The 24,388-nt window shown below is 62.8% G+C and carries 20 protein-coding genes and 1 pseudogene; 12 read left to right on the forward strand and 9 right to left on the reverse strand.

The features are described from left to right. Positions 1-7: 7 nt before the first annotated feature. On the reverse strand, positions 8-457 hold the full coding sequence (locus X760_RS55305) for a GatB/YqeY domain-containing protein (protein ID WP_023719346.1): 450 nt from the start codon (positions 455-457) through the stop codon (positions 8-10). 307 nt (positions 458-764) lie between these two features. Here X760_RS55305 and carA point away from each other — a divergent pair, with 307 nt between their 5' ends. From carA to X760_RS77985, 3 genes are all read left to right on the forward strand, one after another. Continuing rightward, positions 765-1,979, forward strand: a complete 1,215-nt coding sequence (gene carA / locus X760_RS55310) for a glutamine-hydrolyzing carbamoyl-phosphate synthase small subunit (RefSeq protein WP_084642696.1) — start codon at positions 765-767, stop codon at positions 1,977-1,979. Between the two features lie 346 nt (positions 1,980-2,325). Further along, the gene (locus X760_RS77980) at positions 2,326-2,487 is read left to right on the forward strand and encodes a hypothetical protein (RefSeq protein ID WP_023719348.1); all 162 of its coding nucleotides are present in this window, start codon (positions 2,326-2,328) and stop codon (positions 2,485-2,487) included. Positions 2,488-2,507: 20 nt separating this feature from the next. Continuing rightward, positions 2,508-2,756: a helix-turn-helix transcriptional regulator gene (locus X760_RS77985; RefSeq protein ID WP_245278595.1), complete on the forward strand. Its 249-nt coding sequence runs from the start codon at positions 2,508-2,510 to the stop codon at positions 2,754-2,756. On the opposite strand, the gene X760_RS55315 is transcribed toward X760_RS77985, so the two are convergent. From X760_RS55315 to X760_RS55325, 3 genes are all read right to left on the reverse strand, one after another. Further along, complete coding sequence (locus tag X760_RS55315) at positions 2,684-3,478, reverse strand: alpha/beta hydrolase (RefSeq protein ID WP_023719349.1); 795 nt, start codon at positions 3,476-3,478, stop codon at positions 2,684-2,686. The genes X760_RS77985 and X760_RS55315 overlap by 73 nt on opposite strands. A gap of 425 nt (positions 3,479-3,903) precedes the next feature. Further along, complete coding sequence (locus X760_RS55320) at positions 3,904-5,169, reverse strand: tetracycline resistance MFS efflux pump (RefSeq protein WP_023719350.1); 1,266 nt, start codon at positions 5,167-5,169, stop codon at positions 3,904-3,906. 152 nt (positions 5,170-5,321) lie between these two features. Further along, entirely contained in the window at positions 5,322-6,242 is a 921-nt protein-coding gene (locus X760_RS55325; protein WP_023719351.1) for a neutral zinc metallopeptidase, read from the reverse strand. 206 nt (positions 6,243-6,448) lie between these two features. Here X760_RS55325 and X760_RS55330 point away from each other — a divergent pair, with 206 nt between their 5' ends. Next, positions 6,449-8,497 carry a hypothetical protein gene (locus tag X760_RS55330; protein ID WP_023719352.1) on the forward strand — a complete coding sequence of 683 codons (2,049 nt, stop codon included), beginning with the start codon at positions 6,449-6,451 and terminating at the stop codon, positions 8,495-8,497. 34 nt (positions 8,498-8,531) lie between these two features. Here X760_RS55330 and mntR read toward each other — a convergent pair whose 3' ends face one another. After that, positions 8,532-8,987, reverse strand: a complete 456-nt coding sequence (gene mntR, locus X760_RS55335) for a manganese-binding transcriptional regulator MntR (RefSeq protein ID WP_023678308.1) — start codon at positions 8,985-8,987, stop codon at positions 8,532-8,534. A gap of 236 nt (positions 8,988-9,223) precedes the next feature. On the opposite strand from mntR, the gene X760_RS55340 reads away from it, so the two are divergent. Further along, positions 9,224-10,552, forward strand: a complete 1,329-nt coding sequence (locus X760_RS55340; protein ID WP_023719353.1) for an Nramp family divalent metal transporter — start codon at positions 9,224-9,226, stop codon at positions 10,550-10,552. A 151-nt stretch (positions 10,553-10,703) separates the two neighbouring features. Further along, entirely contained in the window at positions 10,704-11,357 is a 654-nt protein-coding gene (locus tag X760_RS55345) for a dihydrofolate reductase family protein (protein ID WP_023719354.1), read from the forward strand. 55 nt (positions 11,358-11,412) lie between these two features. On the opposite strand, the gene X760_RS55350 is transcribed toward X760_RS55345, so the two are convergent. Continuing rightward, positions 11,413-12,282 carry a LysR family transcriptional regulator gene (locus X760_RS55350; protein ID WP_023719355.1) on the reverse strand — a complete coding sequence of 290 codons (870 nt, stop codon included), beginning with the start codon at positions 12,280-12,282 and terminating at the stop codon, positions 11,413-11,415. 92 nt (positions 12,283-12,374) lie between these two features. Here X760_RS55350 and X760_RS55355 point away from each other — a divergent pair, with 92 nt between their 5' ends. Next, positions 12,375-12,974 (forward strand): LysE family translocator, encoded by a 600-nt coding sequence (locus tag X760_RS55355; RefSeq protein WP_023719356.1) that lies wholly within the window; start codon positions 12,375-12,377, stop codon positions 12,972-12,974. 11 nt (positions 12,975-12,985) lie between these two features. Here X760_RS55355 and X760_RS55360 read toward each other — a convergent pair whose 3' ends face one another. Then, positions 12,986-13,777 carry an SDR family oxidoreductase gene (locus tag X760_RS55360; protein ID WP_023719357.1) on the reverse strand — a complete coding sequence of 264 codons (792 nt, stop codon included), beginning with the start codon at positions 13,775-13,777 and terminating at the stop codon, positions 12,986-12,988. A gap of 195 nt (positions 13,778-13,972) precedes the next feature. Between X760_RS55360 and X760_RS55365 the strand changes: the two genes are divergently transcribed. Further along, positions 13,973-14,431, forward strand: coding sequence for a MarR family winged helix-turn-helix transcriptional regulator (locus tag X760_RS55365; protein ID WP_023719358.1), 459 nt, complete (start codon positions 13,973-13,975; stop codon positions 14,429-14,431). A gap of 38 nt (positions 14,432-14,469) precedes the next feature. Here the strand turns inward: X760_RS55365 and X760_RS55370 are convergent, their stop codons facing one another. Beyond that, on the reverse strand, positions 14,470-15,648 hold the full coding sequence (locus X760_RS55370) for an MFS transporter (protein WP_023719359.1): 1,179 nt from the start codon (positions 15,646-15,648) through the stop codon (positions 14,470-14,472). A gap of 182 nt (positions 15,649-15,830) precedes the next feature. On the opposite strand from X760_RS55370, the gene X760_RS55375 reads away from it, so the two are divergent. Continuing rightward, positions 15,831-16,187: a helix-turn-helix transcriptional regulator gene (locus tag X760_RS55375; protein ID WP_023719360.1), complete on the forward strand. Its 357-nt coding sequence runs from the start codon at positions 15,831-15,833 to the stop codon at positions 16,185-16,187. A 90-nt stretch (positions 16,188-16,277) separates the two neighbouring features. Next, entirely contained in the window at positions 16,278-17,024 is a 747-nt protein-coding gene (locus X760_RS55380) for a metallophosphoesterase family protein (protein ID WP_023719361.1), read from the forward strand. A gap of 80 nt (positions 17,025-17,104) precedes the next feature. On the opposite strand, the gene X760_RS73725 is transcribed toward X760_RS55380, so the two are convergent. Further along, the gene (locus X760_RS73725; protein WP_023719362.1) at positions 17,105-19,516 is read right to left on the reverse strand and encodes a DNA/RNA non-specific endonuclease; all 2,412 of its coding nucleotides are present in this window, start codon (positions 19,514-19,516) and stop codon (positions 17,105-17,107) included. An 85-nt stretch (positions 19,517-19,601) separates the two neighbouring features. Here X760_RS73725 and X760_RS55385 point away from each other — a divergent pair, with 85 nt between their 5' ends. After that, on the forward strand, positions 19,602-20,669 hold the full coding sequence (locus X760_RS55385; RefSeq protein ID WP_348633221.1) for an SH3 domain-containing protein: 1,068 nt from the start codon (positions 19,602-19,604) through the stop codon (positions 20,667-20,669). A 225-nt stretch (positions 20,670-20,894) separates the two neighbouring features. After that, a pseudogene (gene carB, locus X760_RS55390) lies at positions 20,895-24,372 on the forward strand (carbamoyl-phosphate synthase large subunit). Positions 24,373-24,388 lie beyond the last annotated feature (16 nt).

Consider the following 24,388-nt stretch of genomic DNA (forward strand, 5'->3'; position numbering starts at 1 on the left):
AAAATCCCTACTGAAGCAGGCTCTTGACGATGCCGCTCGCCTTGGAGAAATCCATCTGGCCAGCATATTTCTCCTTGAGCGCCGCCATCACCTTGCCCATCTCCTTGACGCCGCTGGCACCTGTCTCGGCGATAGCGGAACGGACGGCGCTTTCTGTCTCGGCCTGGCCCAGTTGCGTCGGCAGGAAGTCGCGGATGATCGCCATCTCGTCGCGCTCCTGCGCGGCAAGTTCCGGCCGCTTGCCGTCATCGAACGCCTTGGCCGATTCCTCGCGCTGCTTCACCATCTTGGCCAGGATCTGCAGGATCTCGTCGTCGCTGGCCGGCTCCTTGCCGGCGCCGCGATTGGCGATGTCGCGATCATGAATGGCCGCCTGGATCAGCCGCAATGTCGGCAGCCGGCGCTTGTCCTGTGCCTTCATCGCGCTCTTCAGGGATTCGGCGATTTTGCCTCGCATGGTGCTTTCTCCTTCGAATGCGGCGGACAATAGCCGTGCCGAAAGCCCAAGGCAAATTCAAGTCTGTCCGGCAAATCCCTGATATTGTTCGACGAAATAAATCCAGGCACGTACGGCGCGGCATCATTGACCGCCTTGGCGCCTTCCCCTATGTACTGTGCCTTGCATGAATTGAATTCTAGTGCACGTCGCCCAAAAGTGCGTAGCGGTTTTGGGGCAACGACATGCAGCGCGCCGAGGCTGTGAGATTGCCGCTTCGCGCTTTTTGTTGCGCCGATTGAGGAGCGCAGCCTTTAGGAGTGCCGCCATGGCAACGATGACCGCCGCATCGACCCCCCCTTGGGCCACCGAGAAGCCGACCGCCCTGCTGGTGCTGGCCGACGGCACCGTCATCGAGGGCCGTGGTCTGGGCGCTTCCGGCTCCGCCGTTGCCGAGGTCTGCTTCAACACCGCGCTGACCGGCTATCAGGAGATCCTCACCGACCCCTCCTATGCCGGCCAGATCGTCACTTTCACCTTTCCGCATATCGGCAATATCGGCACCAATAACGAAGACATCGAGGATCTCAATCCGCTGGCCCGCGCCGGCGCCGTCGGCGCCGTGTTCAAGGCCGATGTCACCAACCCGTCGAATTACCGCGCCGGAACCGGTCTCGACCAGTGGCTGAAGAAGCGCGGCATCGTTGCACTTTCGGGCATCGACACGCGCGCGCTGACCGCGCTGATCCGCGAAAAGGGCATGCCCAATGCCGTTATCGCGCACGCCCCAGACGGTATCTTCGACATCGAAGACCTCAAGCGCCGCGCCGCCGCATGGTCGGGGCTTATCGGGCTTGATCTGGCCAAGGAGGTCACCTCCGGCCAATCCTCGGTCTGGCGCGAGACACCCTGGGCCTGGAACGAGGGCTTTGGCGAACAGGCCGACCCGTCGATGCACGTCGTTGCCATCGATTATGGCGTCAAGCGCAACATATTGCGCCTGCTTGCCGGCCTCGGCGCCAGGGTCACCGTGGTGCCGGCCAAGACCGGCGCCGAGGAGATCCTGGCGATGCGGCCCGATGGCATCTTTCTATCCAACGGCCCCGGCGATCCGGAAGCCACCGGCCACTACGCCGTTCCGGTCATCCAGGATCTGTTGAAGACCGATATCCCGCTGTTCGGCATCTGCCTCGGCCACCAGATGCTGGCGCTGGCGCTGGGCGGCAAGACCGCAAAAATGCATCAGGGCCACCACGGCGCTAATCATCCGGTCAAGGACCACACCACCGGCAAAGTCGAGATCGTCTCGATGAACCACGGCTTTGCCGTCGACGCCGACTCATTGCCGAGCGGCGTCGAGGAAACCCATGTCTCGCTATTCGACGGTTCGAATTGCGGCATCGCGCTCACCGGCAAGCCGGTCTTCTCGGTCCAGCATCATCCGGAAGCCTCGCCCGGCCCGCAGGATTCGCACTATCTGTTCCGCCGCTTCGTCAACCTGATCCGCGAAAAGCGTGGCGAACCGGCACTGGCCGAGCGCTGACCAAGCCGATGCATCAGCTATAACATATCGGCGGCGCGTGATCTGGACAACTTGCCTCCGGACGTCCGCGAGCAGGTCTCAGAAAGTCTGATTTCTTACGCAGTCGGCGGTCGCGGAGATACCAAGCGCCTCGTCGGCAGGGAAGGTTACAGACTTCGGATCGGTCGCTACCGAGTCATGTTTGACGAAGACCGCGCCACGATCCTTGCGGTCTATGTCGGCAAACGCGAAACGACAACCTACCCGTCGGCCATAGTAGGACAGAACACCATGAACGCCCCGCAAATCATCAAGACCCCAACCGGTGAGGAGCTGGTCGCTATCCCAAGGGGACTACGAGATCCTTTTGCGTGCCGCCGAAGAAGCTCTGGAAGACGCTGCCGATGCGGCGATCTACGACGAGCGTAAGGCCGATCTCCGAGCGGAAAAGGCACTGCCCGCGGACGTGACCATGGACATCTTGCGGGCTCCAGCCGGCTCAAGGCGCTGCGCAACCGGCGGCGGCTGACGCAAGCCGATTTGGCGGCCATGATCGGCGTCAGCCAGGGTTTTCTGTCGCACCTGGGGTCCAATCGCCGCAAACCATCGGCGCAGACAGGTGCAATGCTGGTCAAGGCGCTCGACATTCCAAGCGAATGGATTGAGCACCAGGTGATGCTACACTGGTTTGCGGCTTCTTCTCCCTTGGTTTTAGCTGATCCCGGTCATGGCGCGCCGGCGCCGGCGCGCTTCTCGATCAGTTCGGCAACCGCATCAGGATTGTCGGCCAGCACATAGTGGCTCGCATCGGGGATCTCGGCGCGCTCGACATGGCTCATGCCCTTGGCGCGGTAGCCGGCGAGGAAGGTCGGCAGCAGCGCAACAAAGGGGGACTTCTGGCCGAAGGCGATGACGAGCGGAACGGTGCTCGGCGCCGTCTGGGCGGCGTTCCATTCGGCATCGCTGGGGAAGGCGCGGTAGATCTCGAACGCGGCATGCAGTTGAGGCGCTCGATAGATGCGAAAATAGTATTTGCGTTCCTGCCTGGTGAATTTGCCGAAGTCGAGGAACCAGCCAAGCACGGCGGCCTGCCGACCGGGAACCACCTTTTCGGCGAGGCCGCCGGGCGCCTGGATGAAACCGATATGCCACGTGCCTGATATCGCCTTGTCCCAGCCGTCGATGCCGGGCATCGGAACATCGAGGATCATCGCACCGCGCAGCGTGTCGGGAAAGCGCCTGAGATAGGCATAGGTGACGATGCCGCCAAGGTCGTGACCCACCACATAGGGTTTTTCCAGATGCAGAGCGTCGGCAAGCCCATGGATCTGCGCCGCAAGATTGGCGGCTTCATAGCCGCCCCTGGCAGGCTCCGAGCGGCCTATGCCAGGCAGGTCGACGGCAACGACGGTGAAGCGTTGCGCCAGTCTCGGCATGACGGCCTGGTATTCGTTCCAATCTTCCGGAAATCCATGCACCAGGATAAGGGCTGGTCCGTGCCCGCCACGCAGGTAGTGCATGCTGCTGCCGTTCACCGCGGCTTGGCCGAGGTGAACCCGGGCGGCACCTGACCTGCCCGTCCAGCAGGCGCCGCATGAGCCGCCACTACAACGAGCACCGCGCAGACAGCCACAGCCATGAGCGCCGCGCGATGAAGTATCCGGTTCAACATGTTGCTCTCCTCTCGTCTTCGATCCAGGCCCCGCGTTTGTTGCTTCTGACGTAAACTAGGGCGGGAGTTCGAATGGTCAGAGTTACAAAATGCGGCGCGAATGCCTCGAGGCCGGACTGCGCGATTACCGGAGTTGCGTTGTTGCCCTCATTCCTATCGCCTTTTTTCAATGAAGCCATTAAAACCGGTCGAAGAACCAGTGTGACGGGCATTTCGTTGGCCGGATCTGTCTCCACAGCCCGTCCTTGGTCAGGGCGATGCGGCCGTCATGGCTCATATCTGTGCTCCGTCTTCAGCAACGCCGGACGTGACGTTTCTGAGCGCCGCCGGCTTGGCTACTTTCGTGACGAAGACGATGAGCGCCAGCGTCAGGAAAATCGCGCCGAGCAGGTAGGGTGCGCCGCCGAAGGTCACGGGCGCGTTCGGCCCCGTGAACCAGGAAAAGATCGCCGTATAAAGCAGCGGCGTGATGATCGAGGTGATCGAGAAGATCGACGTCATCGCGCCCTGGAGTTCGCCTTGTGCCGAAGGCGGCACCTTGGCGGCGGCAAGGCTCCTGAGCGGCGGATCGGCCAACGCCTCGAGGCAGCCGACGACGATCACTGCATAGATCATCCAGCCTTGCGACGCGAATGCGTAGCCGAAGGCGCTGAGTGCCGTAAATGCCAGACCGATTACCGCCGTCTTCCACTCACCGAGCTTGGGGATCACGCGCGGCAGGACCGTCGCCATGACGATAGCCCCGCACAGGCCGAAGGCACCGAGCGAGAAGCCGATCTGTTGTTCGCTCCAGCCATAGCGATAACTGGAGACGAACGACCAGACCGCAGGATACATCATGTGCCCCAGCGTCATCAGAAAGAAGACAAGCCCGATCCAGCCGATGCCTTCGTAGTTGCGCATCTGGACGAGCGTGCCGACCGGGTTCGCGCGTTTCCACTCGAAGCGGCGACGATGCTTGCTATCAAGCGTTTCCGGCAACAGAAACAGCGCGATCAAAAAGTTTACGAAGGCAAGCCCGGCAGCGAAATAGAACGGCACGCGCGGCCCGAACGTGCCGAGCAACCCGCCCAGAACCGGCCCGATGACGAAGCCGACGCCGAAAGCGATGCCAAGCAGGCCGAAATTCTTCGCACGGTTCTCGTCGGTCGAGATATCGGCGATGAATGCCGATGTCGTGGAATAGCTGGCGCCGGAAATGCCGGCCAGCACACGCCCGATGAACAGCATCGGATAGGACCAGGCGATGGCACAGATCAGATTGTCGATGGAAAACGTCAGCACGGAGGCGAGCAGAATCGGCCGTCGTCCGAACCGGTCGCTCAACCCGCCCATCACTGGTGCGAAAATGAACTGCATCGCCGCATAGGCGAAGAACAGCCAGCCGCCCTCGATAGCCGCCTCACTGATGCCGACGCCGGTCAATTCTCTGAGATAGGCCGGCAGCACCGGCATGATGATGCCGAAGCCGATGATGTCGAGCAGCAGGGTGGTGAAAACAAGCGCAAGGCCCCGCCTGGCGGTTTTGGGGTCTATCATGATGGTATCTCCTCGGGCCGCCCGGGGCGAAGGCGAACGCACCTTATAGGCGAACACATCGCTGGGAACAATGAGGGAACGGGCAGGGTGTTTTCATCCTGACATCCCCTGACTGCTATCCAGTCTCTCGGATTCGCGAGAAAACCGTCGGCTCAGATCGGATTGTTGAACGTGTCGCAGTCCGAAAGCTTGCCGTTCTGGAAGCCTCGCGCCAGCCAGGCCTGCCGCTGCTGCGACGTGCCGTGGTTGAAGCTTTCCGGCACGACGTAGCCCTGCATCTTCTTCTGCAGCGTGTCGTCGCCGATCTGCTTTGCGGCGTTCAATGCCTCCGCCATGTCGCCCTGTTCCAAAATGCCCTTCTGGCCGGTGAAATGTGCCCAGATGCCGGCAAAGCAGTCGGCCTGCAGCTCGACCTGCACCGACATGTGGTTGGCGTCGGCCTCGCTCATATTCTGCCGCATCTGGTTGAATTTGGGCAGGATGCCGACGAGGTTCTGCACGTGATGGCCGACCTCATGCGCAATAACATAGGCCTGTGCGAAATCGCCCGAGGCACCGAACTGCTGATCGAGTTGCTGGAAGAAGGTGGTATCGAGATAGACCTTGCGATCGTTGGGACAGTAGAATGGTCCGGCCGCTGACGAGGCCGAACCGCAGGCGGAGCGAATCTGGCCGCTGAACAGGACCAGTTTTGGATCTTGATAGGTCAGGCCCTCGGACTGGAAAATACCAGTCCAGGTATCCTCGGTCTCGGCCAGCACGGTCGACACGAACTGCTTCATCTCGTCGGAGGCCGGCGCACCGGTACCGCCGCCTTGCTCGCCGCTATTGTCGGTGATCTGGCCGCCGCCGCCGGGCTGCAAGCCGCTGTTATCGAGGATCTGACTCGGGTCGAAGCCGAAATACCACCCTGCCAGGAAAATCAATCCTACGATGATGATGCCCGACATGCCGCCGCCGCCGGCGCGACCTCCGATCGGGATGCGAAACTGCCCCGGCCCGCCGCCAAGCCCGCCGCTCTGGCCGCGCTCGTCCTCGACGTTGTCACTCTGACGACGGCCCTTCCAGAGCATGGCAACCCCCGTGATGCATGTTTGCAATCAACCCGCCGATGTCCTGGCCGGTTCCAACCCAGCAAACAATTATCCCAATGGTTACGCCAAGTCACAGTATTTTTCGCGCTAATAAGCAATGCCGGCTGACGCGGGTCTGCTCTGGCTTAGACGTCGCAAGGTCTGTAGCATCCACCGTGGCTGTGGAAGCGAGGGGGCGCTTGCGGATGATCGGGCGGGTTCTGTTGCTGTTTGCGGCATTGTCTTGCCTAGGCCCCGTGCCGGCCAGCGCCGTCACTCTCGATTCCAGTGTCGCAATCACCGATCCCGAGACCTTGCAGGCGCTCGAGCGCGGCGGGCTATCGATCAGCCGTCTGCTTGGGCCAGCGCTCGGACTGACACGCGACGTCGACAATCGCGGGCTGTTTTCGGTGCGCGCGCTGAGCCCGGTCCGCAACGCCGTCAAACAGCAGATCGTAGACGAACCAAGGAACAGCCCCGACTCCTATGTAACCGCTCTGGCAAACTCGAAAGACATCACCCAGAAGTTCAATCCGAAATACATCGACGACGACGGTTCGACGCTGGACCTGACCGGCATCGTCAATCGCATGGATCGCGGCTATCTCGGCCACACCGAATGCGGCGAGATCAGGCTGATCTACCGCTTCCACTATTCGGTCGAGGAGAAGCCTGGGCAACGCATCTCGTCGCGCCTGCCGCTGACCCTGAGCCTGGTCTTCAACGCCATACCGGCTTCGGCACAGATTCGCGCCTCGAAGGACCGTCCGCGCTCGGCTAACGGTTCCTGCGCGGACGTGGCGAAGCGCTGGCTTGTCGCCGGGCAGAAGAATCTGGAGCCGGATCAACTGGCGGCCTGGCTGCGCTCGGAAGAAGGCCCGCTTTCCAGCGCGATGTTGAATTCTTCGCAGATCATGCGGCTCGAGCTCAACATGCAGGTCGTGCGCCTATCGGCTTCGAGCCGGCGCGATTTCGGCGGCCACGCTGAGTATCTGTTGAAGATATTCAAGTGGGACCCGGCCAAAGCCATTTTCCAGGAAGCGAAAATGGAGAACCAGATCGACCGCAAGCTGGTGCTGGCCGACAGGCAAACCTTCGAAAGATGGCTGCTCACCGATCGCAACATCTATGATCTCGACCGTGGCCGCCTGGTGATCGACGAAAAATTCCTCGCGACCACCGCGGTTTCGGTGGCACCCGGCGGTATGAGCCGGTCGCAAAACAATTTGGCTTTTGGGCTGCTCGACGACGATGCTATCGACAAAGCGCTCAAGGACTATGTCGCAAAGGGCAATACGCTTCGCACCGTCAAATCGGTGGCCGGCTTCAATCTGCGCCTCAACGAGATGACCTGCACCGGCTGTCACCAGACGCACGGCATCGCCGGGTTCCATTACACCGGCGCCGACCCGGCCAGCGAACCGCGCCGCAACGCGGTGTTCGTGCCGGGCTCGGCTGTGTTTTTTGCCGACCTGCCGCGCCGCCGCGCCATTGTCGAGTCGTTCGCCGCTGGCAGACACCCGGATTTCAGCCGCGGCTTTGCCGGCCGTCCGGAGGCAAAATACGCCGAAGCGCTGAAAGGCACCGATCTCTACAATGGATGGGGCTCGATCTGCTATCGCGGCGCCGACCCAAGTTTCGTGGACTGGACCTGCGACGAAGGCCTGCGTTGCGCCGGGGTCCACGAGAGCGCCATCCATCCGGGCTTTGGTACCTGCGTCAGCGAGGCCGGCACCGCAGTCGGCGATCCGGTGGAGTTCGGCGAGATCAGGATGTCGAAATGGGGCAACGACCAATATTGCCGTCTGTCACCGGCAACCGCGAAGGCCTGCGCCATCGACCCGGCCAGGGACAGAAAACCGCCGATAAAGCTCGCCGGCTATGGCGCGGCGCGCCAGCGTTACGATAATCCCGAGCAGAAGACTGGCGGCTTTCCCGGCGGCATGCTGCGCAAGGCGACCTGCGAAAAGCTGCCCGACGAGGCAAGCTGCGGCCGCCTCGCCAAGACCGGCTTCAACGACTGCATAGGCTCCGGCAAGGACCACGAATTCTGCACCAGGGAATTCACCAAGACCGCTGGCCTGCGTGCTTGCGACAAGGCCCATCCCTGCCGCGAGGACTATATCTGCACCGCCGGTTTTGACGATCTGCCGGAAGCAAAGCCCGGCAAGGGCACTTGCATCCCACCCTATTTCATCTTCCAGTTTCGCGTCGATGGTCACCCGCGCAACTGGGTGCAGGATACGAACGAGTGAGCAGGTCAGTCGCACTGCATATCGCTTCGATCAATCAGCGGGCGGCGATTATTGCCTTGCGAAAGGCTTCGAGCGTCTCGGCGCTGACATGGTGCTCGATGCCTTCGGCGTCGATGCGCGCCGTCTCGGCGCTGACGCCGAGCGAGCGCAGGAAAGCCTCGACCGTCTGGTGGCGAATGCGGCTCTCTTCCGCAACCTTCCGCCCGGCATCGGTCAGGAACACGCCGCGATAGGGTTTCCGGGAGACCAGCCCGTCTGCGCACAGCCGCGTCAGCATTTTCGCCACCGTCGGCTGGGCGACGCCGAGCCGTGCCGCGATGTCGACCTGGCGCGCCTCGTTGCCGTCCTCGATCAGGTCGGCGATGAGCTCGACATAATCCTCGACCAGCGCGCTGCGGCGCGCTTCACGCGTCTGCCGGAACCCTTCCGAGTGGATTTCTGCGTCAGGCAGCGGCTTTTCGCGAGGAACCGGTCTTTTCTTCAGCGCCAATACGCGCTCCTCCCGGCAGTTTGAATCGGCATTGCAGTCATAACACGGAACCCTATTGGTTCTGGCCGTTTATTTCCATTCGGTGGCCGGCGCAACCGGCGTTCACTGCCGTTCCGGTCGCACCGTCAAGTGGGCACACGAAAAAGCATGAACAATGAAATATAGCATATTGCATAATGTTCAGCCGTGGCATAGATAAGGAGACAACATCGATCGTTCCAGTGGAAAGCCATTTCATGTCGGAAGCCGAAGCCACCTCAGCCCCCCGATCCATGTGGCGATTTGCCCGCCCGGAAGACGACGAGCAGCCCAGCCTTCGCGAAGTCAACGCAACGATCGCGGTGCCGCACTCGGGGATCTGGCTTCGCCGGCTGTTCGCCTTCGTGGGGCCGGGCTACATGGTTTCGGTCGGCTACATGGATCCGGGCAATTGGGCGACCGACCTCGCCGGCGGTGCCCAGTTCGGTTACACGCTGCTATTCATTATCATGTTGTCGAACCTGATGGCGATCCTGCTGCAGGCGCTCGCCGCCCGGCTCGGCATCGCCACCGGCCGTGACCTTGCGCAGGCGTGCCGCGCCTATTACCCGCGGCCGGTCAATTTCATGCTGTGGGTCGCTTGCGAACTGGCCATCATAGCGTGCGACCTGGCCGAGGTCATTGGCACGGCGATCGCCTTGCAACTGCTGTTCGGGATTCCGCTGATCGGCGGCGCCATCATCACCGCGCTCGATGCCTTCCTGCTGTTGTTGCTGATGAACAAGGGCTTCCGTTTCCTCGAGGCCTTCATCATAGCGCTTTTGATTATCATCTTCGGCTGCTTCGCCATTCAGATCTTTGCCGCCGCGCCGCCGGTCGGCTCCATCCTGCACGCCATGTTCGTGCCGTCGTCCGAGATCGTCACCAATCCGGCGATGCTTTACATTGCCATCGGCATCATCGGCGCCACGGTGATGCCGCACAATCTCTACCTGCACTCCTCGATCGTNGACGCCATCAAATGGGCGACGACCGACTCGACCATCGCGCTGATACTGGCGCTGTTCGTCAATGCTTCCATCCTGATCGTGTCGGCGGTGGCGTTCCACGGCACCGGTCATCATGACGTCGCCGAGATCGGCCAGGCCTTCGAGCTGCTGTCGCCGCTACTCGGCCTCGGCATTGCTTCCATTCTGTTTGCCGTGGCGCTGCTTGCCTCCGGCCTGAACTCGACGGTGACGGCGACGCTGGCCGGCCAGATCGTGATGGAAGGCTTCTTGCGGCTGCGCATCCCGCAATGGGCGCGCCGCCTGCTGACGCGCGGCATCGCCATCATCCCGGTGGTGGTCGTCACCGCCCTCTATGGCGAGAAGGGCACCGGCCAGTTGCTGGTCTTCAGCCAGGTGATCCTGTCGATGCAGCTTCCCTTCGCGGTCGTCCCGCTGGTGCAGTTCGTCTCGGACAAGCGCAAAATGGGCAATTTCGCCATTTCCCGCGCCGTCGCCGTGCTGGCCTGGGTGGTTGCCGCCCTCATCCTGGTGCTCAACTTCAAGCTGCTCTACGATACGGTCGTCGGTCTGGGCTGAGCGTCTGCTCCAAACTGACGCAACTAAGGTCGGCAGTCATCCGCCCTTCCAGCCCTGGAAATTTGCCGGCCGCTGTCGGACAAATGTCCGTTCGCCCGTCCTTGGCTCGAAGTCCGGCCATGACGGCACGGATCAGGGAAAGGGAGCTCCAATGAGGAAGATCATTGCCGCAACATTCGTCAGCCTCGACGGCGTCATGCAAGCGCCCGGCGGCCCGCACGAGGACCCGGTCGGCGGCTTCAAGTTCGGCGGCTGGACGTTCCACTACTGGGACGATGTGATGGGCGCCTCCATGGGCGAGACGTTTTCAAAACCGTTCGCGCTGCTTCTCGGCCGCAAAACCTACGACATCTTCGCCGCCCACTGGCCTTATCAGAAGAATGACCCGATCGCCGACAGCTTCAACGCCGTCACCAAATATGTGGCGACGCACAGGCCAGATACGCTGTCCTGGCAAAACAGCCAGCCGCTCGGCAGCGACGTCGTGGCGACATTGCGCCGGATGAAGCAGGAGGACGGCCCGGACCTGCTCATTCAGGGATCGAGCGAACTGATCCAGACCTTGCTCGCCAATGACCTGATCGACGAGATCAGCCTGCTGATTTTCCCGCTGGTGCTGGGCAAGGGCAAAAAACTGTTCGGCAGCGGCACAATACCTGCCGCCTTCAAGCTGACCCGCTCGCAGGCATCGACCACCGGTGTCATCATGGCGAGCTATGAACGCTCCGGCGAGATCAAGACCGGGTCCTTTGCCACGGAGCAGCCGTCCGAAGCCGAGATCGAGCGGCGCAAGAACTGGAAATAGAGGCTGCCGAGGCGATCAAGGACGGCTGAACACTGGCCGTCCTTTTTGCTGTTTTCTAAGCCGCCTCCCGTCGCCGTGCCAACCCATCGCGGAGGTGGCCTGCGAACGCCAGTGCAGCCGGCGCAAGGCCGTGCTTCGGCAAATGCAGATTGATCGAAAAATTCGGCAATGACGGCAGTTCCGGATCGTTGGCCAAAATATCAAGGTCGGCAGGCACGGTCGATGCCAACCAGGTGGTGACGGCCAAGTCCGAACGCACCGTCGCTGTCGTCGCGTCGATGCTGCCGTTTTCGAATACGGTGCGCCATTCCAGCCCGTGCTCGTTAAGCGCCTCCAGCACCACCGGGCGGAACGCACAGGTCTCGGCCACCATCGAAACCGGCAAGGGGCGCTTGCTGCGAGCCCCGCCGCCTTTGGCGCCGACCCAAACCAGCCGGTCGACAACAAGGCATTCGCCGGCCGACCGACCGATCGGCTCCTCGATCACCGCGAGCTCTATCGTGCCGGCCGCCAAGGCCGCAGCCAACTCCGGCGACGAAGCACAGATCAGCGAAATCTCGACCTGCGGATACGCCTCGGCATAGGCCTTGAGCACCGGCGCAAGCAAGGTGCCGACAAGGTCATACGGCACGCCAAGCCGCACCTGACCGGCAACCGCATCGCCCGCCATCTCCGCCAGGATCTCGTCATTGAGGGAAAGCAGGCGCTTGCCCTTGCCGAATAATCGCTCGCCGGATCGGGTCAACCGCAATCCACGCCGGTCGCGCTCGAACAGCCTGCAGCCGAGAACCTCTTCCAAACGCTTGATCTGCTGGCTGACGGCACCTTGCGTCAAATGCAGCGCATTCGCTGCTGCCGTCATGCTGGCCTTATCGGCAACGGTGACGAAGGTTCGGATCAAGGCGGTATCGAGATTGCGAGCCATCTGACTATTATGCTTCTTAATAGCGACCATCGCAAACATTGCATTTACTGATGAGCCAAAAGACCTACCGTGCAGGCTTCAAAGGAAGCAGCATGCTTGAAACCATCCTTCCCCTCGTGCTGTTCGCGCTGGTCTCAACCTCAACGCCCGGCATGGCCACGACCTTGTCGACGGCGTCCGGCGCGCAGTTCGGCTTTCGCCGCTCTATACCGCTGATGGCCGGAAGTGCGGCCGGCCTGGCCACGGTGGCTGCGGCAGGTGCTGCCGGGCTCGCCGGTCTGCTGGCCGCCGCCCCTTCTTTGCAACTGGCAATGAAAATAGCCGGTACCCTCTATCTGGTATGGCTTGCCCTCAAGATCGGCCGCAGCGGCCCGCCCAATCTGGACGTGACCATGGCAAAGCCGAACAGCTTTTTGGGCGGCGCCGGCCTGCAATGGATGAACCCAAAGGGCTGGGCCATGGGGCTGGGAGCGGCGGCATCTTTTGCCGCGCTCGCCAGCGGGCCACTGCAGCTCGCCTTGCTGCTCGGCACGGTCTTCGGCCTTGCCGCGGCGCTATCGCTGGCGGCGTGGTGCGTGGCGGGCACGCTGCTCGCCCGGTTGCTGCGAACCGAGCGGCAGTGGCGCATCCTCAACGCCGTGCTTGGCTTGCTGCTGGCCGCCTCGATCATTCCGATGTGGCGGACAGCGTAAGACCAGTTATTTCAGGCAGCGTAGCGTGCCGCCGGCTTGCCGGCCAGCAGGCTACCGAAGAAGCCTTGTCGGACGCCAAGAAAGGCATCCACCCCGGCAACATCGGCAAGACCCGGTGCCGTGAACGCTTCACCCTTGGCCAGGCCGGCAAGCGCGGCATCGACCAGATCGTCCGCAGTCATGACAATCTCTTGGGGCACATTGGCAATATCGCTTCCGGCGACTTCCCAGAACTCGGTCCGCGTAGCCCCCGGCAGCACGACCTGTACGGCTACACTGCTGTCGGCGACTTCCCGCTGCAGGGCCTCGGTGAAGTTGACGACATAGGCCTTGGTGCCGCTATAGATGCCGCCGAACGAGGTGTCGAAGGCCAGCACCGAGGCGATGTTGACGATGGCGCCGCGGTTGCGCGCCAATAGTCCCGGCAGCACCGCGCGCGTCAGCCGGGTCAGCGCCACCACATTGACCTTGATCATGCGCTCGGCGACATCGGCGTCGGCCGTTGCCACCACCTGCGCGCCGCCAAGGCCGGCATTGTTGACCAGCAGCGTCACGCTGTCGTCGGTTGATATCGCCTGTTCGACCCGTCGCAGATCGGCGTCGTCGGCCAAGTCGGCGCTGATGACGCTGACCTTGATGCCATACGCGTAGCGGAGCCTCTCCGCCAATTCCTCCAACCGGTCGGCGCGCCGCGCCACCAGCACCAGATCGTAACCTTGGCCGGCGAGCCGGTCCGCATAGATCGCGCCGATGCCCGACGAGGCACCGGTGACGACCGCCGTGCCTTTGTTCTGTTCGCTCATTGTCTTGTTCCTTCTGGTTCGATTCCAATGCCGGTGCCGCAGGGCAACACCCTTGCTTCGACCGGCAGGCTAATTAAAGGCATATGCCACTATTCGTACGTAGGCATATGCCACCATCTTGTCAATCCGCGGAGTAAGGACTATTTCTGGTTCGCATCAAGGGTCCCTTCCGGTCCCCTCATCGGAAATCCGCCAATGTCCCGAACCACCCTGCCCGGCCTGGTGTTTTGCAACAACGCCATGCTGCGCCGCGCGACGCGGAAACTCGGCCAGTTCTATGACGATGTGCTCGCACCCTCGGGCATTAAGGCCACGCAGCAGGGCCTGCTCTATCAAATCCACGTCGGCAATGAACCGACGATGGGTGCCATTGCCGCGGCCCTCGTCATGGACCTGTCGGCCCTCGGTCATACGCTGAAGCCGCTGATCCGGGACGGTTATGTCGAGGCCTTCGCCGACCCTGCCGACCGCCGCATCAGGCGCGTCAGGCTGACACCGCAGGGCCGGACCAAGCTCGAAGAAGCTCTGAAGCTGTGGCAAGTCGCCCAGCAGCGCTTCGAGGAGATGTTTGGAAAAGAGCAGGCGGCAAGCCTGCGAGCGGCGCTGGACGAAATCGCCGCGTTGGATTTTGACGCAGGGCCGGCCGCGAGTTGAATTATCGGCGGCCGGCAGCCAAGCTTTGCTAACAAGCCTTATTCGGCCGGCATCGCCACCGGACGTGCGGCCAGGTGTCCCGCCAGCATCACGCCCAAACCAATGATCGGGAATGCCGCCGCGACCACGCCGAGGTCGGCCGGTGCGCCATAGCGCAGCACCGCGGCGCCAACCACGGCACCCAGTGCGACGCCGAGATAGAGTGCCGAAGCGTTCAGCGACAGCACGATGGGCGCGGCATCGGGCGCCAGCTTGATGATGCGGCTGGCTTGCGCCGGCGGGAATGCCCAGCCGACGATGCCCCACGGCACCATCATGGCCATCAGTGCCGGCCCGGCGATCTCGCGCGGCAGGAATGTCGGGATCAGCGAAAACGTGACCAGCATGGCGGCACTCAGCGCCAGTGACCAGCAGACGGTGCGCGTCGCGCCGAAACGGTCGGCGGCCTGCCCACCGCCGATATTGCCGATGACCGCGCCAACGCCGAAGGCGAGCAGCATTCCGGGTAGCGCGATCGGGCTCAGGCCGCCGCCTTCGATGGCGAGCGGCGCGACAAAGGCAAAGACAGTGAAGGCGCCGATCAGTGCCAGGATCGTCGTCACCAGGATGGGCATGACGCCGGGGCGGAGTGCCGCTGCCAGCCGCATCCGGAGCGGTAGCCTGGTGCCGACGATGCCGCGCGGCAGCCGGTACCACAGGATCGCGCCGGCGAGCGCGCCAAGGCCGGCAATGGCAAAGAAGGTGCCGCGCCAGCCGGCAACCGTCGCAACAAGCGCGCCAAGCGGCGCGCCGACCGCCACCGCAACCGTGGTGCCGCCGACGACCACGGCAATGGCGCGGGCGCGGTGATGATCGTCGACAAGCGCAACGGCCGTTCCCTGCGCGGTCGCCGCGAACAGGCCTGACGACAGCGCCATGACGATGCGCGCGATCAACAGCAATTCGAAGGAGGAACTCAGCGCCGCGGCGACGTTGCCCAACACGAAGAACACCAGCGTCCACAGGATGACGCGGCGCCGGTCCCATTCGCCAGTCAGCGTTGCCAGGATCGGCGTGCCGATCGCATAGGCGAGCGCAAACGCCGTGATCAGCGTGCCGGCGAGCGGAACGGAGATGGCGGCATCCTTTGCAATGTCGGGCAAAAGGCTGGAGATGACGAAACCTTCGGTCGAAATCGTGAATGATCCGAGCGCAAGCCAGATGAGGCGCTTATCCATGGCAATTTCCTTAGTTCAAAGGTCATTGAACAATTGGACATAACAGGGCATGATGTCAATGAGCTTGTGCAGACTAATCGAACCCTACTGACAGCCCTGTGTCAGGACAGGCCCGAATACCACCAGAACCGCGAAGGATCAGATGCGTTGAAATCGGCCCCGAATGTGCTTAATTCCTGGTCATGACCTTGCCCCATCCCACCGCCGACCAGATCAGCCTGCCGAACGTGCTTGCCGTGCTCGGCGACCCGACGCGACTGGCCATCGTGCGCTATCTCGCGAGCAAGGAGGGCGTGCCGCTGAATTGCAGCCGGTTCCTCGACCTCTGCTCGAAGACCAATCTGAGCTACCATTTGGCCAAGCTGCGTGAGGCCGGCGTTACCCGCACCGAGGCGGTTGGCACCAGCCGGCTGATCACGCTGCGCCGTGACGATCTCGACCGCCGCTTCCCGGGCCTGCTCGACAGCGTGATTGCCGCGGCCGGCGACGATGCATCGTTGCCGGCGGTCGGCGGCCATGAGATCGAAGTCCGCGCCTAGAGCGACCCCGAAGCTGCATTCCGCTCTCGCCCGCTTCGCGAGGTGAGGAAGATAATTGTCCTCCAGCCATTCCAACAAACGGAGCCTGCCATGCGCATCGCCGTCCTCGCCGACATCCACGGCAATGTCCTGGCGCTCGACGCCGTGCTCGATGATCTGCGGCGACGCGGCGGCGCCGACCTCATCGTCAATCTCGGCGATTGCGTTTCCGGCCCGCTGTGGCCGCGCGAGACCATGGAGCGGCTCGAGGCACTCGACCTGCCGACGGTGCGCGGCAACCACGACCGCCGCGTTGCCTACGACACCGCCGACGAGACCATGTGGCCTTCCGACCGCTACGCGCATGAACGGCTGACGGCAGCCCAGCGCGAGGCGCTGTTCGCGCTGCCCGTCACGCTGGAGGTGGCGCCTGGCGTGCTCGCCTTCCATGCCCGGCCCGACCACGATGAAAAATACCTGGCTGACGCGATAGTCGACGGCCGGCTGGTGCGCGCCCCACTGGCCGCCATCGAACGGCGACTCGGCGCGATCGATCCCGCCTGCCGCATCATGCTTTGCGGCCACAGCCATCGTAGCGAGCTGGTCCGCATTCCCGGCGGTCCGGTCATTTTCAATCCAGGCAGCATCGGTTGCCCGGCCTATCACGACGATACGCCGCCGGCGCATGTCTCCGAACAAGGCTCGCCGCACGCCCGCTACGGCATCATCGACCTGCATCCCGATCGTTTCGAGGCCATCGCCGTCGACTATGACCACGAGGGGGCGGCGCGTCGGGCCGAGCAGGCTGGACGGCCCGAATGGGCTCACGCGCTGCGCACCGGCTTCATGCCGGGCTGAGCTTGCTCATGCCAGGCTGAACGGATGACCGCCTTCGAGCGGCAGGCAAGCAGCCTCGATGGCCGCGACCGGTCCAATCTTCACTTGTCGGACGCGGATCGCTTCGATCGCCTGGCAGGACGTCGGGTTCTGGCCGCCGAAGTCTTGGCCGCCGAAGTCTTGGCCGATGAAGCCTTTGGCCGTGAGGTCTTGGGCGCCAGTTGCGTTGGGTTGAAAGTCTGTGCAGGAGCCGATTCGGATCCGGCCCGAATGTCGGCGTCGCGCACCTGCTGGCCAAAGTTCAGGCCGGTCAGTTCTTCAATCTCGGCCACCGTCGAAAGGAACTCCGATACCCTGGCAATTTCAAGCGGGTCGTCGAATGCCTCGGCACGCCCACCGAACGCTTCGGGCATCACTTCCAAAACCGGCTTCTGGTCCGCCAGCAGCGCGATGGCGCGCAGGCCAGTTTGATCGGACCACAGCGCGATCTTCCAGAACTTGAGCGGAATATGGCTGTCGAAGCGGTAAGGAGGATCGTCCTCGCGGAACACTGGGCCTGCAAACACCGTGACACGGCCTCGCGTCGTATAGGCGTTGCGCAGCACATAGGTTTCCACCGCGCGCCATCTCAGTTTCCCCTTGGAGCCGGGATGGTCAAGCGAGCTTCCCTGATTGAAAAAGCCGACTTGCGGCGCAGCATTGGGATAGAAGAACGTGTCCCGTTCTGCCGCGACCGCCTCCTGATCCACTCCCCATGCAGGGTCGCCGCGAAGCGTAATATGGCCCTTCTGGAACATTCGAGCTATTCGTTCCTTGGATTTTGGGACGGGAAATCCAGGCACATTCTGGCTCGAATAGAATTCCTGGGTCATCTGCTCGCCAGGGTCGATGCGACGGTCGGGCCGGAAAGCGTCGCTGGCTTCCGAACCGGAAATCGACTCTACCCCCAATTCGACAAGCGACGGGTTGTCGATGACGGTCTTGTCCTCACGATTGACCGCCTTGGTGCGGGATCCATCGATATTGCAGGCTGTGACGAAGGCAAGCCTGCGATCGGCGTTCATCAAGATCGAAAAATGATGATAGCGCAATTCGTGTGGGTCCTCGCCCGGTTTGGCAAGGAGGTTTTTGGCCAACCGGTAGGGTGAATTGGCAACCGTCGGCATTGGCAGGACAAAGCCCGCTATGAAGCCGGGTTCATACCCTCCGCGATCGTCGAAATCCTCCGTTTTCCAACCCGCGGCCTCGGCGATGGCCACCTTCGCGGGTTCGCTTGCCGGGCCTTTGCCGTCGTTTCGTCTTGCATCGCCTCCGTCGCGGTCGATCAAGGGCGCCCGGACATTTATCTCGACGGGAAAAGTCCAGGTGACCGAGCCATCGGCGTTGTGTCTCGTCGCCGGTGGATTGTCATCCGGTTCCGGCCGCTGCACCGACTTGTCCAGCACATCTTCGCGAATGTCGGCGTTCAGCCGAACTGTCTCGTCCATCATGCGCGGCGTGCCGGCCCAAATCGCCAGAGCTTGCGAAACCGCCGATGCCGAGGAGCCCGGCAGCCTGGACTTTCTAGCGCCCAGATCGTCAACGATGGCGCTGATCCTTATGCCTTCGTTGATCTCGCGCGTCAGCGCATAGCCACCTATGCCCGTCACCTCGTGGAATGGCCCTGCCCAATGGTGCAGGGCAATTGGCTCCCATTCATTGTTGAAAACCGGTGAACCGGAGGAACCCTGTTCGGTATCGGCAACATAGTGCAGCACTTGAACCGTTTCGTCGCGGGCCACCAGCCGGTTTTCACGCAGCACCAGTTCCTTGAAGCGGCCATCGGGGTGCTGAACGATGTTGGCGATTTCGCCAAGCATATGCTTGTCGCGCGCGTCCGACAGCGAGATAAAACCGAACTCCTCCAGTTCCTTTGGGCCGGAACGCCGCTCACCGACCCCGATCAGCGTATAGTCCAGACCCTCTATGCTATCGGTCACGAAACAGAATTCAGGATCGAGCAGGAACGTCGTCGGCGTGCGCACGGCATTCGCACCGTCCTGCTCATAATCGAACTGGACCTGGAAGCGCCGGGAATCTGCCGGCGACGAAATCACATGGTTGTTTGTGAGGAACAGCCTTGGCCCGACCAGAAAACCCGATCCTTGTGGATTGCCGTTGAGAAAGGCAACGCGGCCGACCGCATCGGCCACACGGCGCCCACGCTCCAGAAATGCGACACCGATGAAATCGAGCGTTGGGCCGAGAATTGCCTCCGGTCCTGGCTGTTTGGCGGCGGCCTTTCTCTCCCCGGCAGACCTCATGTCGATTGCTGCCGATATCATCTCCGCTTCGGTGCGGCTGAGCGACGCTTTTACCTGCAATCTGTCGAGTCGCCTGGAGAGGGTCTGTTCGGCGGCCAGCGGATTGCCGTTGGCGATGTGACCAAGTGAAGCCTCAATTTCCGCGCGCGTTTTCTTGATACGCTGGCGAACTATGTTTTCCACCTGCGCAAAAATTTCAAGGTCGACCATATTGCCCTCCTCAACCTTACTTGAGAGAGTGCATATTTACATGAAATGTGCAATATTTTGCCGGCTTTTAGTTCACGAAAGTGGCTTGCTCCGCGATTCAACACGCGGCACCTTACTCATTTTCGGGCTTACGCAGCGCCGCCTCGTCGCCTATAAAAACCGGCTGGCGTGCGATGGCGTTTCCGTGCCTGGCCGCGCCTTCGGCAATGCAACCTACCGCCCATGGCAGATGATTAGGCGCACAATAACACTCCGATCCCCGCTGCTTGCGCTGATTGCCGCTCCGCTGATGTTGGCGGGCCCGCCGGCCAGTGCCCAGGAGCCGGAGCCCATCATCTCGATTGTGACTGGTCTCGCTCCGGGTGATCTCCTGAACGTGCGCGCCACGGCATCGGCGATGGGCAAGATCGAGGCGCGGCTGCCGATTGGTTCGAGCGTCAAAAATCTCGGCTGCGGCGACGTCAGCGGCCATCGGTGGTGCAAGGTTGAAGACATTGACGACCCCAAGCTGAGCGGATGGGCGCCCGCGCGCTACCTCGACCCTATCAATCCCCAGCAAGTGACACCCCAGGCGACGGCCAATACGGAGAGCCCTGCCTCCCAACCGCTACCCGATCTGACAACGCGCCTCGGCGCGACCGCTCCCGAAACGGCGCTGAGCTCCGCTGACGCAATCGGCAGGGTGGCGATCGAGGATGCTTACCGCCTGGCCCTGGCCGCTGGAAACCCCTCGACTGGACAGGTTGATGGATCGGCGCCCGCGGCTGCCGACCCCGTCCAGAATTTCGGCGCGGCCAACGCGGCGCCTCCGCCCGACGCACAGACCGTTGCGCGGCTACAGCCGCCGGGGACACCGGTCCCTGGGACCGGCAACGCCATCCCCTGCGCGCGCTATCTCGGCCAGCCGATGACCAGTTGCAAGGCGGCGGTCGTGCGCACCGGCGACAAAATCGACGTGACCGTGACCTGGCCCGATGGCGGCACGCGCATCATCAGCTTCCGGGCCGGCAAGCCGGCCGGTGCGGACGCACCCGGCGAATTCCGCTTCACCCGCGAAGGCAGCCTGAACATGATCCGCATCGGTGCTTCCGAGCGTTTCGAGATTACGGATGCTTTGGCGTTGGGGGATAGTGGTAAGGGAATAAGGCAGTAGGGCAGTAGGGCAATATGTTTAAAGGGCGCTCGAACCTACTGCCCTACTGCCCTACTGCCCTACTGCCCTACTGCCCTACTCCCCTACTCGCATTTTAGGGGGTTACATCCGGCAAAACTCTTCCCTATAAGGCCCTCCTAGCCTGATACCAGAATCGCGAGCACAACCGGCCGGGTCATCCCGTCCGGCTTTTTGTGCAAGCCGCCCGCCGAACGGACCCTCGACATGCCAAGACGCACCGACATCAAGTCGATCCTGATCATCGGGGCCGGCCCCATCGTTATCGGCCAGGCCTGCGAGTTCGACTATTCCGGCACCCAGGCCTGCAAGGCGCTGAAGGAAGAGGGTTTTCGCGTCATCCTGGTCAACTCCAATCCGGCCACCATCATGACCGATCCGGAGCTGGCCGACGCCACCTATATCGAGCCGATCACGCCGGAAGTTGTGGCCAAGATCATCGCCAAGGAGCGGCCGGACGCGCTGCTGCCGACCATGGGCGGCCAGACCGCGCTCAACACCGCTCTGTCGCTGCGCCGCATGGGCGTGCTCGACCGCTATAATGTCGAGATGATCGGCGCCGACGCCACGGCCATCGACAAGGCCGAGGACCGCGCTTTGTTTCGCGAGGCGATGAACAAGATCGGCCTGGAAACGCCGAAGTCGATGCTGGCCAACGCCACCGACGTCAAGAACGCCGACCGCAAGACGCACGAGGCCGAGCGCGCCGCGCTGAAGGCCGAGAAGCCCGAAAACCTCGACGCCGCGCTCGACGCGCTGGAGACCAGCTGGAATCTCGGCGAAGGCGACCGCAAGCAGCGCTACATCAGCCACGGCATGGCGATTGCAGCACAAGCGCTCGACCATGTCGGCCTGCCCGCCATCATTCGCCCGTCCTTCACCATGGGCGGCACCGGCGGCGGCATCGCCTACAACCGCGCCGAATTCTACGANGCCGACCACCGAAGTGCTGATCGAGGAGAGCGTGCTCGGCTGGAAGGAGTATGAGATGGAGGTCGTCCGCGACAAGGCCGACAATTGCATCATCGTCTGCTCGATCGAGAATATCGACCCGATGGGCGTGCATACGGGAGACTCGATCACCGTCGCCCCGGCGCTGACGCTGACCGATAAGGAATACCAGATGATGCGCAACGCCTCGATCGCGGTGCTGCGCGAGATCGGCGTCGAGACCGGCGGCTCCAACGTCCAGTTCGCCGTCAACCCGGCCGACGGCCGCCTGGTAGTCATCGAGATGAACCCGCGCGTCTCGCGCTCGTCTGCGCTGGCCTCCAAGGCGACCGGCTTCCCGATCGCCAAGATCGCGGCCAAGCTCGCCGTCGGCTACACGCTGGACGAGCTGGAGAACGACATCACCGGCGGCGCGACGCCGGCCTCGTTCGAGCCGAGCATCGATTATGTCGTGACCAAGATCCCGCGCTTTGCCTTCGAGAAGTTTCCCGGCGCCGAGCCGGTGCTGACCACCTCGATGAAATCGGTCGGCGAGGTCATGGCCATCGGCCGCACCTTCCAGGAATCGCTGCAGAAGGCATTGCGTGGACTGGAAACCGGCCTCACCGGCCTCGACGAGATAGAGATCCCCGGCATCGGCCATGGGAACGCGCCGGCCAGCCATGTCGATGACCGCAACGCTATCCGCGCCGCTCTGGGCACGCCAACGCCCGACCGGCTGCGCATGGTGGCGCAGGCGATCCGCATGGGCACCTCGCTGGAAGACGTGCACGCAATGTGCAAGATCGACCCGTGGTTCCTCGAGCAGATCGCCGGCATCCTCGACATGGAGGCGCGCATCCGCGAGCACGGCATCCCGCAGGACGCCGCCAATCTGCGTATGCTGAAGGCGATGGGTTTTTCCGACGCCCGCCTCGCATCCCTGGTGAGGAAGGACGTCGAAGAGATCCAAAAAATTCGCGAAAAACTCGACGTTCATCCGGTTTACAAGCGCATCGACACTTGCGCCGCCGAGTTCGCTTCGCCCACCGCCTATATGTACTCGACCTATGAGGTGCCGTTCGCCGGCGCGCTCGCCAACGAGGCTCAGGTATCGTCGCGCAAAAAGGTCGTTATCCTCGGCGGCGGCCCCAACCGCATCGGCCAGGGCATCGAGTTCGACTATTGCTGCTGCCACGCCGCCTTCGCGCTGCGCGACGCCGGCTTCGAGGCGATCATGATCAACTGCAACCCGGAGACCGTGTCGACCGACTACGACACCTCCGACCGGCTCTATTTCGAGCCGCTGACGCCGGAGGACGTGCTGGAGATCCTGCGCGCCGAACAGGCGTCGGGCGAGCTGGTCGGCGTCATCGTCCAGTTCGGCGGCCAGACGCCGCTGAAGCTGGCGGATGCGCTGGAAAAGGCCGGCATCCCGATCCTCGGCACTTCGCCCGACATGATCGACCTCGCCGAAGACCGCGACCGCTTCCAGAAGCTCTTGCACAAGCTCGGCCTCAGCCAGCCGAAGAACGGCATCGCCTACTCGGTCGAGCAGGCCCGCCTAGTCGCCGGCGAACTCGGCTTCCCGCTGGTGGTGCGCCCGTCCTATGTGCTCGGCGGCCGTGCCATGCAGATCATCCACGACGAGAGCATGCTGCAATCCTATCTGCTCGACACCGTGCCCGGCCTAGTTCCGGAGGACATCAAGCAGAAATACCCCAACGACAAGACCGGCCAGATCAACACGCTGCTCGGCAAGAACCCGCTGCTGTTCGACACCTATCTGTCAGGCGCCATCGAGGTCGATGTCGATTGCCTCTGCGACGGCAAGTCGACCTACGTCTCCGGCATCCTGGAGCACATCGAGGAGGCCGGCATCCATTCCGGCGACAGTGCCTGCTCCCTGCCGGTGCACTCGCTGCCCTCGGAACTGGTCGACGAGCTCGAGCGCCAGACGGCAGCCCTTGCCCGCGCGCTCAATGTCGGCGGCCTGATGAACGTGCAATATGCGATCAAGGACGGCACCGTCTATGTGCTGGAGGTCAACCCGCGCGCGTCGCGCACCGTGCCGTTCGTCGCCAAGACCATCGGGCGGCCGATCGCCAAAATTGCCGCCCGCATCATGGCCGGCGAAAGCCTGGAAGACGCCTTCGCCCATTACGGCGCCATGCCCGACCCGCGCAATCCCGGCCACATCGCGGTCAAGGAAGCGGTGTTCCCCTTCGCCCGCTTCCCCGGCGTCGACATCTTGCTCGGCCCGGAAATGCGCTCGACCGGCGAGGTCATGGGCCTCGACCGCGATTTCGCGCTTGCCTTCGCCAAGAGCCAGCTCGGCGCGGGTGTTGATCTCCCCCGCGCGGGCACGCTGTTCGTCTCGGTGCGCGATGAGGACAAGAAGGGCATCCTGCCGGCGGTCAAGCGCCTTGCCGGCCAGGGCTTCAAGGTGCTCGCCACGTCAGGCACCGCCCGCTTCCTCGCCGAAAACGGCGTCGCCGCCGAGAAAATCAACAAGGTGCTGGAAGGCCGCCCGCACATCGAGGACGCCATCCGCAACCGCCAGGTGCAGATCGTCTTCAACACCACGGACGGCCAGAAGGCGGTCTCGGACTCGAAGTCGCTCCGCCGCGCCACGCTGATGCAGAAGGTGCCGTATTACACGACGCTGTCGGGCGCGGCTGCGGTGGCTGAGGCGATTGCGGCGCTGCGGGCGGGAAGCCTCGAGGTGAGACCGCTGCAGGAGTATTTTGCCTAGGGCGATTAGCCAATCT

It is taken from the genome of Mesorhizobium sp. LSHC420B00 (genome assembly GCF_000503055.1).
GTDB lineage: Bacteria > Pseudomonadota > Alphaproteobacteria > Rhizobiales > Rhizobiaceae > Mesorhizobium.